We start from the raw sequence: 14624 nt of genomic DNA on the forward strand, positions 1-14624 counted from the left end.
AGGAAAGTTCATGAACATTTTGTTTATCGCCGACCCGATGGCGACTTTTAAAACTTATAAAGACACCACCTATGTGATGATGCGCGAAATGGCCGCGCGGGGGTGGAAGCTTTCACACACCTTGAGCAGCGAATTGGCGGTTAAAAACGGCGTGGTAACGGCTCAGGCTGCGGCGTTTGAATTTGTTGGGTTAGATCATGATGATGATAAACAATGGTTTAAAGCCGCCGATAAAGTTCAGACGGCCTTAAAAGACTTTGATGCCGTGATTATGCGCACCGATCCACCGTTCGACATGCAATACCTCTACGCTACCCAGTTGCTCACATTGGCCGAACAGCAAGGTGCGAAAGTGTTTAACAGCGGGCAGGCCATGCGCGATTTCAACGAAAAGCTGGCGATTCTGAATTTCAGCCGCTTTACCGCACCTACTTTGGTATCGACCCGTTCCGCCGATGTGCGCGCGTTTCTGAAAGAGCATGGCGACATCATCGTGAAACCGCTCGACGGCATGGGCGGCATGGGCATTTTCCGCCTGACCGAAGCCGACCCCAATATCGGCAGCATTCTCGAAACGCTGATGCAGCTTGATACGCGCACGATTATGGCGCAGCGGTATATCCCCGAAATCGTGCACGGCGATAAACGCGTGCTGGTGATCGGCGGCAAAGTGGTGCCGTTTGCGCTGGCACGGATTCCGCAGCAGGGCGAAACGCGCGGCAATCTGGCTGCCGGCGGGCGCGGTGTGGCGCAGGAATTGTCGGCCCGCGACCGCGAAATCGCCGAAACCCTTGCGCCCGAGTTGAAACGCCGGGGTATTCTGCTCGCCGGTTTGGACGTAATCGGCGACTATCTGACCGAAGTCAACGTAACCAGCCCCACCGGTTTTCAGGAAATCATGAAACAGAAAGGCTTTGATGTGGCCGCTATGTTTGCCGATGCCGTGGCCGAATGGTCTGAGGCCGTCTGAAAACATGAACGACAAACCGAAAACCTATGCCGCATCTATGAAGGGCGGCCGCGGCATTCGGCGAATCCTGAACGCTTTGGCTTATTCGGCCGACGGCATCCGCGCGGCATGCAGCGAACAGGGATTCCGCCAATTATTATGGATACACGGTGCTTTAATGGCGTGGCTGTTTTTTGCAGACTTTACGTTGCCGGTAAAAATGATATTGGTGTTGGTGTCGGCCGTTTCGGTGGTAGTGGAATTGATTAACACCGGTTTGGAAGCGGCGGTTGACCATACTTCCGAAGAAATGCACGAGTTGGCGAAAAAAGCCAAAGATGTCGGTTCTGCCGCGCAATACACTACTTTGGCGGCTTTGGCCGTGTTGTGGATCATGGCGTTAACAGGGTAAAACATTATGTCGAACGAAAACTATGCACGCCAAAAGAAAGGCAAAAAAGGTATCCGCCGCATCATCAATGCCGCCGGATATTCCAAAGACGGACTGCGTGCGGCCTATCGCTTTGAAAGCGCATTCCGTCAGCTCGTATGGCTCAACGGGCTGCTGATTGCGTTGGCGGTTGTGCTCGATTTCGGGCCGTCAACCCGTATGATGCTGATTATCGCGTCGTTCATATCGCTGATTGTCGAGCTGTTCAATACCGCCATCGAAGCGGCGGTCGATCATACGTCAACCGCCCGCCACGAACTGGCAAAACATGCCAAAGATGCCGGTTCGGCAGCGCAAATGCTTGCTTTGCTGTTGTTGGCCGTTTTATGGTTTATGGCGGTTTGGCGCGAATACGGGTTGAATCTTTTTTAATCTATATGGCAAAAAAACTTATTTAATGCACAAACATAAAGGAGCAAACATGAAAAAATGGTTAGGCGTTTTAGTGCTTTCCGGCCTGTGTCAAACTGCGCTGGCGGGCGGCATCGACGTGGATGACGCTTGGGCGCGGGCTACCGTAGAAGGCATGACCATGGGCGGTGCGTTTATGGACATTAAAAACGAAACCGGAACCGATGATACTTTAATCGGCGCTTCCAGCCCCGTGTCGGAGCGCATCGAAGTGCATACCCACATGAACGACAACGGCGTGATGCGTATGCGCGAAGTGAAAGGCGGGATTCCGCTGCCTAAAGGGCGCGAAGTCGAGCTTAAACCCGGTAGCTACCACATTATGTTTATGGGCTTGAAACGCCCGCTGAAAGAAGGGGAAAAATTTCCGCTGACCCTCAAATTCAAAAAAGCCAAGCCGAAAACCGTAGAAGTGGAAGTAAAAAACACACCCGGAGCAGGGCATCACCACCATCACGGTCATGGCGGCAAACACAGCCACTAATCGGCAGATGGCCTATCTGACCAAGCAGCAAAGGCCGTCTGAAAACATTTTTTCAGACGGCCTTTGAAAGAAACTGTTTGGTTAGGGTTAAATTTTGATAGAATACGCGCTCCTTAAAATTCAATCAGATCCCCATTTGCAAAAACGGCGGCATACCGTGTAAAAAACAGGAGTAATTTTATGTCTGAAAAACTGATTCTAGTATTGAACTGCGGCAGCTCTTCATTGAAAGGTGCCGTTTTAGATAACGACAGCGGCGATGTATTGTTAAGCTGCTTGGCAGAAAAGTTGAATCTGCCCGATGCCTATATCACTTTCAAAGTGAACGGCGAAAAGCATAAAGTCGAATTGACTGCCAACCCCGACCATACCGGCGCGGTAGAAGCCTTGATGGAAGAATTGAAAAAACACGGCCTCGACAGCCGTATCGCAGCAGTCGGACACCGCGTTGTCAGCGGTGGCGAGCTGTATAGCGAATCTATCGTGATTACCGAAGAAGTGGTTGACGGCATTGAGAAATGTATTCCCCTTGCTCCTTTGCACAACCCCGCAAACCTGTTGGGCATCCGCGCCGCGCAAAATATTTTCAAAGGCCTGACAAACGTTGCCGTGTTTGATACCGCTTTCCACCAAAGCATTCCCGAACATGCCTACACTTATGCCGTACCGCGCGAGTTGTACCGCAAATACGGTCTGCGCCGCTACGGTTTCCACGGCACCAGCTACCGTTTTGTAGCCGATGAAGCCGCACGCTTCTTGGGTAAAGACAAAAATAACCTGCGTATGGTGATTGCCCACTTGGGTAACGGTGCGTCGATTGCTGCCGTTGCCAACGGCCAATGCCAAGATACCAGCATGGGCTTGACTCCGTTGGAAGGTTTGGTAATGGGTACGCGCAGCGGCGATGTGGATCCGAGCGTATTCTCTTTCTTGGCAGAAAATGCCAATATGAGCATTACCCAAATCACCGACATGCTGAATAAAAAATCAGGTTTGTTGGGTATTTCCGAACTTTCTAACGACTGCCGTACTATTGAAGAAGAAGCCGCCAAAGGCCACGAAGGTGCCAAATTGGCTTTGGAAGTATTCTCTTACCGCTTGGCCAAATATGTTGCTTCAATGGCGGTGGCGGCCGGCGGTTTGGATGCTTTGGTGTTTACCGGCGGTATCGGTGAAAATTCTGATCTGATCCGCAGCAAAGTATTGGCTTACTTGGGCTTCTTGGGCTTGACCGAAGATGTTCAAGGTAATGAAAAAGCCCGCTTCGGTAACGCAGGCGTGATTACTACTGCCGACAGCAAAGCCTTGGCAGTGGTTATTCCGACCAACGAAGAGCTGATGATTGCCCAAGATACGGCACATTTGAGCGGCTTGAAATAAGCACACATGAAATTGCCCGACAGCCCTGCATGTGCAGGGCTGTTTTGTTGAAAACTGCATTCATGCGGGCAGGCTTGTAAATACCCGCCTAACATGGTTATGATAAAAACTCTGTCAGCCGGGCCGTCTGAAAATATGAAACGAGCTTTTATTCTTAGTGATTGCGAACCACCTTTGTGCGAAGAAAAGCCTTATGCTTTGCTCACCGCTAACGTAACCAAAGGCCACCATTTCATCGCGCAAACCGAACAGCGTCAACATGCTTTCAACCGCGATGTAAACCCTCAAAATCAAAACGTATACCGGCTGCCGCTTTCGCTTTTTCACAAACCTTATAAGGGCAAGGCGGAGAGCGTGAACATTGAAAACAATCTGGAAGTAAACAATCTTTACACCTTATCTTTTGTAGAAGGCAGCGGCGGCAGCCAATACAACTTGGAAAGCTGGTTCAGCCGCCATGAAAGCGGCTATGAAGAGGCCACCAATACTTTGAGAACCATACGCACCGGCAGGCAGAACGTACCTGAATCGATGTGGCGTATTTTAAGATTGAAATTATTGGGTATTTTCAGAAATCCTTACAATCACAATACCTCGTTTGTACACGGCCTGCACCAATCTGTTTTGGGTCAGCTTCCTGAGATCAGCTCGGAATTCGTCGGATTAATCGAACAAAGGCCGCAACCGCGCTTGGAAAAAATCTTAACTGCTTTTGAATTTACACCAAACAGCTATACCCGATGGTTGGCAAACCTATACGGTATGCTGAGCGAAGGTGTGATGCAGCCTTCTTTGTTTGAACGCCTGTTTGCTGCCTTGTTTGCAGACCCTGGGGCGGTAAAAATAGAATTATATTGCTACACAAAAGAGTCGGATTGCTGCTTGTTTGCCGATACAGGATTTTGCACTCAGGTCTCTCAGGCGCAGTTCAGCATAGGCGTGAGTATAGCCTCAGACATGTTTGCGATTGTTCATCTCCAACGTGCACGTTGGAAAGCGTTGAGAGATAATTTTGCAGACCATGTTCCCAAGCTTTCAGAATTGGATATGACGGTTATCGAAAACAATCAACAGCAAAGAGCTACATTTAACCGATTGTGCATCAGAAATGCCCGTGAAGCGGTGTTCGGGCGAAGTAATCAGCGGGCAGATTATTTTTAACCGGTTCTCAACAAGAGCATCAAAGGCCGTCTGAAAATAGATTTGATGTTAAGTTGATTGATTGAAAAAATTATATTTCCCCGCTGAAGTTTAAGTTAAATTGAGAGTAGATCCACTTTAGACACCAAGGGCGTGTGGCCGGTTTACCGGCCACACGCCCTTGATTATTTAAATTTAAGAATACAGCCAATCAACTTAATTTCCAATACGGTAAAGGCGCAGCAACGCGGTAGCAGAATTTAAATTGATCAACTATAAAGGTTTGTTGCAACGGCGGCAGAAATATCTACAGGATTTTCCTTTGAATCGGATTCTTGTTCTTCAACCTGTTCTTTATCACCGGCTTCGGATAAATTGTTTTCGGTTTTAACAGGCATTCTGATTGCAGAAGGTAAAGGAATACCCGATGAAACCGGTTCTTTCATGATAGGGAATCCATTATCTTCAGGCTCTTTATCAGATTCCATTTCAATGGGTGCAGAACGGTTTATATGGCTATCAACAGTTTGTGCGGCATCTTGAGTAAATTCGGTATTGCTTGTTACCGGCTCTGTAAACTCTATTTCCGATTCTGCCGCTGTGATTTCAGGTTGAGTAATTTCGGATGTATTTTGAAAAGCAGTATCTTCGGTTAAAGTAGTTTCAGGTTGGTTAACCACAGTTTCAGGTTGAGTCACCACGGTTTCAGGTTGAGTCACCACGGTTTCAGGTTGAGTCACTACGGTTTCAGGCTGGGTGACTACGGTTTCAGGCTGGGTGACTACGGTTTCAGGCTGGGTGACTACGGTTTCAGGCTGGGTGACTACGGTTTCAGGCTGGGTCACTACGGTTTTGGGTTGGTTAACCACGGTTTCGGGCTGGGTTACTACGGTTTCAGGTTGGGCTGGCAGGTCATCAGTATGCTCAGGAATAGCGCGAGCTTTCTGATTATCTGTGTTGATATTGGTTACTGTTACATTAGATTCGGTGGTTTCTATATCGGATTCAAGTCTGCTTGCCGACAAAGTTTTGTGTGTATGATCGGATTTGACAGGAACAGGATCGATGTAGCAATTTTCGCCGACTTTAACAGTGTCTATACCCGAAACTAAAAAAGTATCGGTGGGTGTGTTGTCTTTGGCGTATTCGATTTCGCCTTTCAAAGCAACATATACAGGTGTTTTGGATGGGGTATTTTTTCTTATACTGATGAGTTCGGCCATGGCTTCATAGCCGTATTTTTTGTATGGCAGTAAGGAATAATGTTGGCGTCTTGTGCAATCTTGAAGACGTACAAAATTATTTTCAACGATTAACATGCCCGGGAAGTATCCATTAGCTGTATCTTTAGGGTGTTCAGCAGGTTGTGCAAAAGCCGGAACTGAAACATGGTATAGCAAAGCCAAGATTGCCAAGCGGATATGGTGAGGCATAAAAACCTTTCTGTAATAGAACTTAATGTAAGTGAGTTTGTTATGCTGTAAATATATCATTTATGCATATAAATGCAAAATGTATTTTTAATAGGTTAAAATGTTTAATTTCATGAAGTTGTAATGATTTGTTTCTAAATGGGAAATAAGATTTTCGAGTTTGAAGGGGCATCGGAAGGGGAAAGAATTTCAAAATAGGTGGTAGATATAAACTGATATATATTATGTAGATAACTCAATGTGTCGGCAGTATGCAACTGCAAAAACTGTTTGATTGGCTATATAGCGATTATTTTGATGTTTTTATGTTTTCGGCCGAGCGGGTATATAAATGTAAATAAAAAGCCTGAGACCTTTGCAAAACCCCCATCTGCGGCGCATTTCTGCGTTGTGCGCTGCTCGCTCGTTTGCCTATCTGTATGATATGTCTGCACTCGCTGTGCTGCTACGCCTTGAACTGCATCCGCATCTGGGGGTTTTGCAAAGGTCTCAGCCTGCTTTCCAAAAGCAGGCTTTGTGTCTATTGATATTAGTTTAATTTCCCATGGCATTGTTTATATTTTTTGCCGCTTCCGCAGGGGCATAAATCATTGCGGTGGATGATTCTGCCTTGTTGCGCAAGCACTTCGGGGCTGTAATCATTGCCTGTGGGGTCGAATGCCTCTGTTGCCAAATCATCGCGCGATTCGCCTAGCACGTCTTCCATCGACGGTGCGCCGGAGTGGGTGGCTTGCATAAACGCAGGCTCTTTGGGTTCGGTATCGGCGACAATATCATCGCTTTGTTCGATTTGAACTGCCGTTAGCAAAGATGCAACATTTTGTTTGATGCCGTTCCACAGTTGCTCAAACATGATGAAGGCTTCGCGCTTGTATTCCTGTTTGGGGTTTTTCTGGGCATAACTGCGCAAATGAATGCCTTGCCGCAGGTAATCCATAGCGGCAAGATGCTCGCGCCAGTTGTTGTCGATAACTTGCAGCAATACATTCCGCTCGAAGTTGTTCATGTTTTGTTTGCCTACCAGCTCCGATTTGTCTGCATACTCTTTTTCCGCTTGGGCGATCAGACGCTCTTTGATATCTTGGTTGTCCAAGGTATTGTTTTCTTTGAGCCAGCCTTGAATGTCGGCATTTAAACGGAATTCGCTCGCCAGTTGTGATTCCAGTGCCGGAATGTCCCATTCTTCTTCCATGGTATCGGGTGGCATGTAGCTGTCTACCAAGCTACTTAATACTTCTTCGCGGATGGATTGCGCGAGTTCGCCGACATCTTTATTGGTAAGGATTGCATTGCGGTAATGGTAGATGACTTTACGCTGGTCGTTGGCAACATCATCGTATTCCAATACTTGTTTGCGCATATCGAAGTTGCGGCCTTCTACTTTGCGCTGTGCGCCTTCGATTTGGCGGGTCAGCATGCTGTGTTCGATGGCTACGCCGCGCTCGGGCGCTAAGCGGTTAAGAAGGGCGGCTGCGCGGTCAAGGGCAAATAGGCGCAGCAAGGGGTCTTCGAAAGAAAGATAGAAACGGCTGGAACCGGGGTCGCCCTGACGGCCGGCACGGCCGCGCAATTGGTTGTCGATGCGGCGGCTTTCGTGGCGCTCTGTGCCGATAATATGCAGCCCGCCCGCTGCCAATACTTTGTTGTGCTCGGCTTCCCAGCTGTTTTCCAGTTTGCTGATACGGGCTTGTTTTTCTTCTTCGCTCAGGCTTTCGTCGGCACGGATGGCGTCGCTTTGATGTTTGACGTTACCGCCCAGCACGATGTCGGTGCCTCGGCCTGCCATGTTGGTGGCAACGGTAATCATGCTCGGCTTACCGGCTTGGGCAACGATTAAGGCTTCGCGTTCGTGTTCTTTGGCGTTCAATACGTTATGCGGCAGCCCGGCTTTGTTGAGTAACGCAGATACCAACTCTGAGTTTTCAATGCTGGTGGTGCCGACGAGCACGGGTTGGCCTTTATCGAAGCAGGCTTGGATGTCTTTGATAACGGCTTCGTATTTTTCTTCGGCGGTACGGAAAATTTGGTCGTTGAAGTCTTTTCTCTGCGTCGGACGGTTGGTGGGGATGATAACGGTTTCTAAGCCGTAGATGCTTTGGAATTCGAAGGCTTCGGTGTCGGCCGTGCCGGTCATGCCTGCAAGTTTTTGATACAGGCGGAAATAGTTTTGGAAAGTGATGGAGGCAAGCGTTTGGTTTTCACGTTTGATTTCTACGCCTTCTTTGGCTTCCACCGCTTGGTGCAAACCTTCCGACCAACGGCGGCCGGACATCAGACGGCCTGTAAATTCGTCGACAATAACGATTTCGCCGTCTTGAATAACGTAGTGCTGGTCTTTATGGAACAAGGCATGTGCACGCAATGCCGCCATCAGGTGGTGCATCAGCATGATGTTGCCGGCAGAGTAGAGTGAATCGCCTTCTTGGAGCAACCCTATTTCAGACAGAATTTGCTCGGCATGTTCGTGACCTGCTTCGCTCAAAATAACCGAATGGGCTTTTTCATCTACCCAGTAATCTCCCGCGCCTTCTTCGGTTTCTTGGCGGATGAGTCGGGCCGGAACCTGATCCATAACTTGATACAGCTGCACGTTGTCGTCGGCTTGGCCTGAGATAATCAGCGGGGTACGGGCTTCGTCGATCAAAATGGAGTCTACTTCGTCCACAACGGCAAAAGACAGCTCGCGCTGAACTTTGTCGTATTGGTCGGTAACCATGTTGTCGCGCAGGTAGTCGAAACCGAATTCGTTGTTTGTGCCGTAGGTAATGTCGGCGTTGTAGGCGGTTTGGCGGAAGAAGGGCTGCATGTCGCTCACAATCACGCCGACGCTCAAGCCCAAGAAATTATAAAGCGGTTCCATAATGCCGGCATCGCGTGAGGCGAGGTAATCATTGACGGTAACCACATGAACGCCTTTGCCGGTAAGTGCGTTGAGATATACGGCTAAGGTTGCAACCAAAGTTTTGCCTTCGCCGGTGCGCATCTCGGCAATTTTGCCGTCGTGCAGCACCATACCGCCGATCAGCTGGACATCGAAGTGGCGCATACCCAGCACGCGGCGGCTGGCTTCGCGGCATACGGCGAATGCTTCGGGCAGAATGCTGTTCAGGCTTTCGCCTTTGTTTAAGCGCTCTTTGAATTCGGGTGTTTTGGCTTTGAGGGCTTCGTCGCTGAGTTCTTTCAGTTGGGGTTCCAACGCATTGATTTTGGCTACTGTTTTGCGATATTGTTTGAGCAGACGGTCGTTGCGGCTGCCAAACACTTTTTTGGCTAAGTTGGTAAGCATGGAATTTCCTGTGACGGAGCGGCTGAATCGTTCCGCGGGTATGTAAATTTAAGATGCAAATAAATTAAATCTGAATTTTAACACAAGCCGTTTGGCAGGGTTACAATGCCGTTTGAAATGGCGGCAGTTTGACTGAATTTCAACTTTTCTTTACTGAATGAAAACAACACTCGGGCGGTTGACTTAACATGGATTTGGAAAAAATCGGCAAAAAAGACAGCAGGCTGGCGGCTTTGATCAAACAGTCGCAACAATGGCGCAAGCTCGACAGGCAGGTTAAGCAGATTATGCCGGCCAATCTGCGGCCGCATTTTCAGACGGCCTGCGTGGAAGACGGGGTGCTGATTTTGCTTGCCGATAACAATATGGCGTTGTCGCGTTTGCGCATGATTGCTCCGGGGGTGTTGCCGCAGCTTCAGAATATTCTTGCCGACATTCGGGAAGTGCGCGTGAAGATTGTGCCTAAGCAGGCGGAAGCAGCACGGGAAAACCGGCTGGTGTTAAGCGATGCGGCGATTGAGGGGTTTAAAGATACAGCAGAACGGTTGGCACACCACCCGGAGCTGGCCGAAGCATTGCGCCAACTGGCCGACAAATACGGCAGGCGTTAAGCTGAATGAAGAATATTCCGATGCAAAACGGATTAAGGCGTTTGTGCGGGAAAGGTTGTAAACAGGCCGTCTGAAACCTTTCAGACGGCCTTTACCCAATTTTCACTTTAATTTGGGAAGTGTGTGCTCAAGACAAAATGGCAGCGCCGGATAAGCTGATAAACAGTCCGGCAATCACCGCGCTCATCAGGTTGGACAGCGAGCCGGCCACTACGGCTTTCAAACCCAAGCGGGCGACGTCTTTGCGGCGGTTGGGCGCCATAATGCTCAAACCGCCCACCAATACGGCAATCGAACCCAAGTTGGCAAAACCGCACAGGGCAAAAGAAATAATGGCTTTGGTCATGTCGCTGAGCTGAACGGCCGATTCGGGCTTCAGGTAATTGACAAATTCGGAATAGGCAACAAATTCGTTAACAACGATTTTTTGGCCGATAAGCGAACCTGCCACGCCGGCTTCGCTCCACGGTACGCCGATAACCCAAGCCAAAGGAGAGAACAGCCAGCCGAGAATGGCTTGCAGGGTAAGGTCGCCGTGGCCGAACCAGCCCGCTACGCCGCCGATAATGCCGTTAATCAGCGCAATCAAAGCCACGAAAGCGAGCAGCGAAGCACCTACCGCGATGGCAATTTGCGCACCGGTAACGGCACCGCCTGCCGCTGCGTCTATCACGTTGGTGGGTTTTTCTTCATCGCTTTGCGCCATTACTTCCAATTCGTTTTGCGTTTTTTCCGTTTCCGGAATGAGCAGTTTGGCAAACAGCAAACCGCCCGGCGCGGCCATAAACGAAGCGGCAATCAGATAAGGAAGCGGCACGCCCATTTGCGAATAACCGGCCAATACCGAGCCGGCCACCGATGCCAAGCCGCCGCTCATCACTGCAAACAGTTCCGATTCGGTCATTTTGCTGATGTAGGGGCGCACCACCAGCGGGGCTTCGGTTTGGCCCACAAAAATATTGGCCGCCGCCGACATGGATTCGGCTTTGGATGTGCCGAGCATTTTTTGCAGGAAACCGCCGATAAATTTAATCAGCATCTGCATCACGCCGATGTAGTACAGCACCGCCATCAATGCCGAGAAAAACACAATCAGCGGCAATACGCGCAAGGCAAACACAAAACCGCCGCCGCCGAACACTTCAAACATTTTGTCCGACACCAGCCCGCCGAATAAAAAGCCCAAGCCGTTGTTGCCGTATGCGATTACTTTGCTTACGGCTTCCGATACCGCCAGCAGGCCGTCGCGCCCCCACGGCACATACAGCACCAATGCACCCAGTGCTACCTGAATCAGAAACGCACCCGCCACCGTGCGGATATTGATGGCCCGGCGGTTGGTGGAAAGCAGCACCGCAATCGCCACCAGCACCGCCATGCCCAGCAAACTGTGTAAAACACCCATTTCGGTTTTCCTTTATTGACAAAGTTCCGCCATTATAAAGGAAGCCTGCGTAAAGCCGTGCCGGAATTTTCAGACGGCCTTTGGGGTAAGCGCAGAATGGTATAAGATAAAGGCCGTCTGAAAACCGATTGAGAAAGAGAACGACATGCCGCAATACAGCTTTACCCTGCCATCTTCCGCCGAGCGCGATTTCGTATCCGACGAACACCTGCCGCTGGTGGTTTATTTCTACCCCAAAGACAGCACGCCCGGCTGCACCACCGAAGGCTTGGATTTCAACGCCCGCTTGGAGCAATTCAAAGCCCTCGGCTACACCGTGGTCGGCATCTCGCGCGACGGCGTGAAATCGCATCAGAACTTTTGCGCCAAACAAGGTTTCCAATTCGAACTGCTCAGCGACAAAGACGAAACCGTGTGCAAACTGTTTGACGTGATCAAGCTGAAAAAACTCTACGGCAAAGAATCGCTCGGCATCGAACGCAGCACTTTCGTGCTCAACAAACAAGGCGAAATCGAACACGAATGGCGCAAAGTGAAAGTAGCGGGGCACGCGCAGGAAGTGTTGGAAACCTTGAATAAAACCGCTTAAAGCAAACTTTTTCAGACGGCCTCAAATCATGAACTATCCTTGTCTGTATTCCGCCCCGTTCGGCGACATCACCTTAATTTTCGACGCAGAAGAAAACCTTGTCGAACTGAACCTGCACGGCCGACCCGAATATGCGCCTTATCCTTTGCCCGAAGCATGGAAAAAGAAACTGGACGATTACTTCTCAGGCCGTCTGAAAAACTTTAATCACCCGATTTCCACGCAAGGCACGGCGTTCCAGCAGAAAGTTTGGCAGGCGATTGCCGACATCCCTGCCGGAGAAGTGTTCACTTACCAAGACATCGCCCGCAAAATCGGCAGCCATCCCCGCGCAGTCGGCGGCGCATGTGGCAAAAACCCGCTGGCCTTAGTGGTGCCGTGCCACCGCGTCGTCGCCAAACAAGGCTTGGGCGGATTTTCCAGCGGAGAAGGCGATGCGTTGGCGATTAAGCGTTGGCTGCTGCAACATGAAGGCATTGAGATATAAGGCCGTCTGAAAAAACCTTTTCCCACAAGGAAATGAACATGCACGAAACCTCCGACAAAGCCCCGCAAACCCGCCCGACGGAATGGGACATTGAAAAAACCAAAGCCGAAACCGCCAAACTGCAAGCCGAGGCGCGTTTGGCCGAGGCCAAAGCCCGAACCGCCAAAATCGTGATGATCGGCATTTTGGCCGCGATTGCGCTGGTGTTCGCCTTTATTGTTGTTATGGCCGTTCTTTAAGAAAACCCTTGCGATGCCGTCTGAAAACCATCCCGATACCTATATCGACCGCCTGCTCGAACACCTTTGGCTCAACGACCGCCTCAGCCAAAACACACTCGACAGCTACCGGCGTGACCTACAAAAAGTCGCCGCGCGCTTGGCCGAACACGGCCTCAACTGGCAAAACGCACAAAGCAGCGATTTATCCGCCGCCGTTTACCATCCCGATGAGAAAACCCGTTCTCAAGCCCGCGCCCTTTCTGCCTGCAAACGCCTTTACGCTTGGCTGCTCGAAACCGAACGGCGCAGCGACAACCCCACCCGCCACCTCACCACGCCCAAACAGCCCAAAACCCTGCCCAAGCTGATTACCGAAACACAAATCGACGCGCTGCTGAATGCGCCCGACACCGAAAGCGCACACGGCCTGCGCGATAAAGCCCTGTTGGAACTCATCTACGCCACCGGCCTGCGCGTCAGCGAAGCGGTAAAACTCCAAATCGGTCAAGCCGATCTGCACAAAGGCATCATCAACACCATCGGCAAAGGCAACAAACAGCGCATCGTGCCGCTCGGCGAAGAAGCCGCCTACTGGATAGAACGCTACCTCGCCGAAGCCCGCCCGCTGCTGTTGAAAAACAAAGCCTGCGACGAATTATTCGTCAGCCAAAAACGCACCGGCATCAGCCGCCAGCTCGCTTGGATGATTGTCGAAAAATACGCCCAAGAAGCCGGCATCCACCACATCAGCCCGCACGGACTGCGCCACGCCTTCGCCACCCATCTCGTCAACCACGGTGCCGACCTGCGCGTGGTGCAACTGCTGCTCGGCCACGCCGACATCAGCACTACCCAGATTTACACCCATGTTGCCAACGAGAGGTTGAAAAGTATTGTGCAGGAACACCATCCGCGCGGTTAAGTTGGCGGTTAAGTTATTGGTGCAGAAATGAAAACAGGCCGTCTGAAAATATTTCAGACGGCCTGTGTGCTTTTCAAAAACATACGATTCAAAAACATACGAACACCGCTTGCGGGCGGCTAGGCAATCCGGCTCTAGGCACGCGGATTTTCGTTCGGCAGGTTTTGTCTAAACTCGCGAAGCTCGTTTTCAGACGGCCTCAAGCTGTGAAGCTGCGTTGCGTTACGGCATTTTCCGTTCCCGAAACGACAAACCTTCAAACACCTTCACCGGATTGCCGCGCTCCACCTGATAAAGCTGTACATGTTTTTGACGCGCATAGGCTTCTGCCCGGGTGCTGTGCGCTTCGGCCAGTTTTTCCGACAGCAATGCCAACGCCCGTTTTTTATTGGTGTGCTGGCTGCGCTCGCTTTCCACCCGCACGGAAATGCCGCTTGGCGTGTGAGTTGCACGCACCGCACTTTCGGTTTTGTTGACGTGCTGGCCGCCTTTGCCGCCCGCGCGGCAGGTTTGAAAAACGATTTCGCCGTCGCCGTACTCGGGTAAATCCTCGTCGGGCAGGCGGAAGATGCCGATGTACCAGTTTTTACGTAAATGCTGTTTACGGACGGGGCTGCTGCATATCCATTGCAGCGTTCCCAGCCAGCGCTGCGACCACGTTTCTGCCGCCGCGCCGTTGAGTTTGACCGTGGCCGAAATCATGCCGTATTTGCTTTCGGAGGCCGTCTGAACAGCGGCGGCAATGCCTTGCGACTTGGCTTCCCGTATCAAACGCTGCACAACAAAACGGGCGAATATCTGGCATTCCGCCGGGCCTTGTGCGGTGGAGATGTGTAATAAAACCGTGTTCATTTC

At 50.6% G+C, this 14624-nt stretch carries 16 protein-coding genes; 12 read left to right on the forward strand and 4 right to left on the reverse strand.

Translation table 11 applies throughout. From position 1 onward, the window contains the following. Positions 1-10 precede the first annotated feature (10 nt). The 6 genes from gshB (at position 11) to AKG43_RS02030 (ending at position 4836) form a co-directional block, all read left to right on the forward strand. The gene (gene gshB, locus AKG43_RS02005; protein WP_054598907.1) at positions 11-970 is read left to right on the forward strand and encodes a glutathione synthase; all 960 of its coding nucleotides are present in this window, start codon (positions 11-13) and stop codon (positions 968-970) included. After that, positions 939-1361, forward strand: coding sequence for a diacylglycerol kinase (locus tag AKG43_RS02010; protein WP_231718088.1), 423 nt, complete (start codon positions 939-941; stop codon positions 1359-1361). The genes gshB and AKG43_RS02010 overlap by 32 nt, the downstream gene beginning before the upstream one ends. 6 nt (positions 1362-1367) lie before the next feature. Next, positions 1368-1772, forward strand: coding sequence for a diacylglycerol kinase (locus AKG43_RS02015; protein ID WP_054598909.1), 405 nt, complete (start codon positions 1368-1370; stop codon positions 1770-1772). A 49-nt stretch (positions 1773-1821) separates the two neighbouring features. Continuing rightward, entirely contained in the window at positions 1822-2295 is a 474-nt protein-coding gene (locus AKG43_RS02020; RefSeq protein ID WP_054598910.1) for a copper chaperone PCu(A)C, read from the forward strand. A gap of 180 nt (positions 2296-2475) precedes the next feature. After that, complete coding sequence (locus AKG43_RS02025) at positions 2476-3675, forward strand: acetate kinase (protein WP_054598911.1); 1200 nt, start codon at positions 2476-2478, stop codon at positions 3673-3675. A gap of 135 nt (positions 3676-3810) precedes the next feature. Next, positions 3811-4836, forward strand: coding sequence for a hypothetical protein (locus AKG43_RS02030; protein ID WP_054598967.1), 1026 nt, complete (start codon positions 3811-3813; stop codon positions 4834-4836). A gap of 248 nt (positions 4837-5084) precedes the next feature. Here AKG43_RS02030 and AKG43_RS02035 read toward each other — a convergent pair whose 3' ends face one another. Next, positions 5085-6248, reverse strand: coding sequence for a hypothetical protein (locus AKG43_RS02035; RefSeq protein WP_156300600.1), 1164 nt, complete (start codon positions 6246-6248; stop codon positions 5085-5087). Between the two features lie 337 nt (positions 6249-6585). Between AKG43_RS02035 and AKG43_RS13105 the strand changes: the two genes are divergently transcribed. Then, entirely contained in the window at positions 6586-6786 is a 201-nt protein-coding gene (locus AKG43_RS13105) for a lipoprotein signal peptidase (RefSeq protein ID WP_231718092.1), read from the forward strand. Here AKG43_RS13105 and secA read toward each other — a convergent pair. After that, positions 6778-9534: a preprotein translocase subunit SecA gene (secA, locus tag AKG43_RS02045; RefSeq protein WP_054598913.1), complete on the reverse strand. Its 2757-nt coding sequence runs from the start codon at positions 9532-9534 to the stop codon at positions 6778-6780. The genes AKG43_RS13105 and secA overlap by 9 nt on opposite strands. A gap of 188 nt (positions 9535-9722) precedes the next feature. Between secA and AKG43_RS02050 the strand changes: the two genes are divergently transcribed. Then, positions 9723-10145, forward strand: coding sequence for a DciA family protein (locus AKG43_RS02050; RefSeq protein WP_054598914.1), 423 nt, complete (start codon positions 9723-9725; stop codon positions 10143-10145). A 127-nt stretch (positions 10146-10272) separates the two neighbouring features. On the opposite strand, the gene AKG43_RS02055 is transcribed toward AKG43_RS02050, so the two are convergent. After that, positions 10273-11550: a NupC/NupG family nucleoside CNT transporter gene (locus tag AKG43_RS02055; protein ID WP_054598915.1), complete on the reverse strand. Its 1278-nt coding sequence runs from the start codon at positions 11548-11550 to the stop codon at positions 10273-10275. A gap of 145 nt (positions 11551-11695) precedes the next feature. On the opposite strand from AKG43_RS02055, the gene AKG43_RS02060 reads away from it, so the two are divergent. The 4 genes from AKG43_RS02060 to xerD are packed head-to-tail and all read left to right on the forward strand — an operon-like array spanning position 11696 to position 13769. After that, the gene (locus AKG43_RS02060; RefSeq protein ID WP_054598916.1) at positions 11696-12139 is read left to right on the forward strand and encodes a peroxiredoxin; all 444 of its coding nucleotides are present in this window, start codon (positions 11696-11698) and stop codon (positions 12137-12139) included. Positions 12140-12167: 28 nt separating this feature from the next. After that, entirely contained in the window at positions 12168-12626 is a 459-nt protein-coding gene (locus AKG43_RS02065; RefSeq protein WP_054598917.1) for a methylated-DNA--[protein]-cysteine S-methyltransferase, read from the forward strand. A gap of 38 nt (positions 12627-12664) precedes the next feature. Next, positions 12665-12865: a hypothetical protein gene (locus AKG43_RS02070; RefSeq protein WP_085360363.1), complete on the forward strand. Its 201-nt coding sequence runs from the start codon at positions 12665-12667 to the stop codon at positions 12863-12865. Positions 12866-12878: 13 nt separating this feature from the next. Next, positions 12879-13769 carry a site-specific tyrosine recombinase XerD gene (gene xerD, locus AKG43_RS02075; RefSeq protein WP_054598919.1) on the forward strand — a complete coding sequence of 297 codons (891 nt, stop codon included), beginning with the start codon at positions 12879-12881 and terminating at the stop codon, positions 13767-13769. Between the two features lie 222 nt (positions 13770-13991). On the opposite strand, the gene prfH is transcribed toward xerD, so the two are convergent. Continuing rightward, positions 13992-14621, reverse strand: a complete 630-nt coding sequence (gene prfH / locus AKG43_RS02080; RefSeq protein ID WP_054598920.1) for a peptide chain release factor H — start codon at positions 14619-14621, stop codon at positions 13992-13994. Between the last annotated feature and the right edge of the window lie 3 nt (positions 14622-14624).

This window comes from Neisseria sp. 74A18, assembly GCF_001308005.1.
In the GTDB taxonomy this organism is placed as follows: Bacteria; Pseudomonadota; Gammaproteobacteria; order Burkholderiales; family Neisseriaceae; genus Neisseria; species Neisseria dumasiana.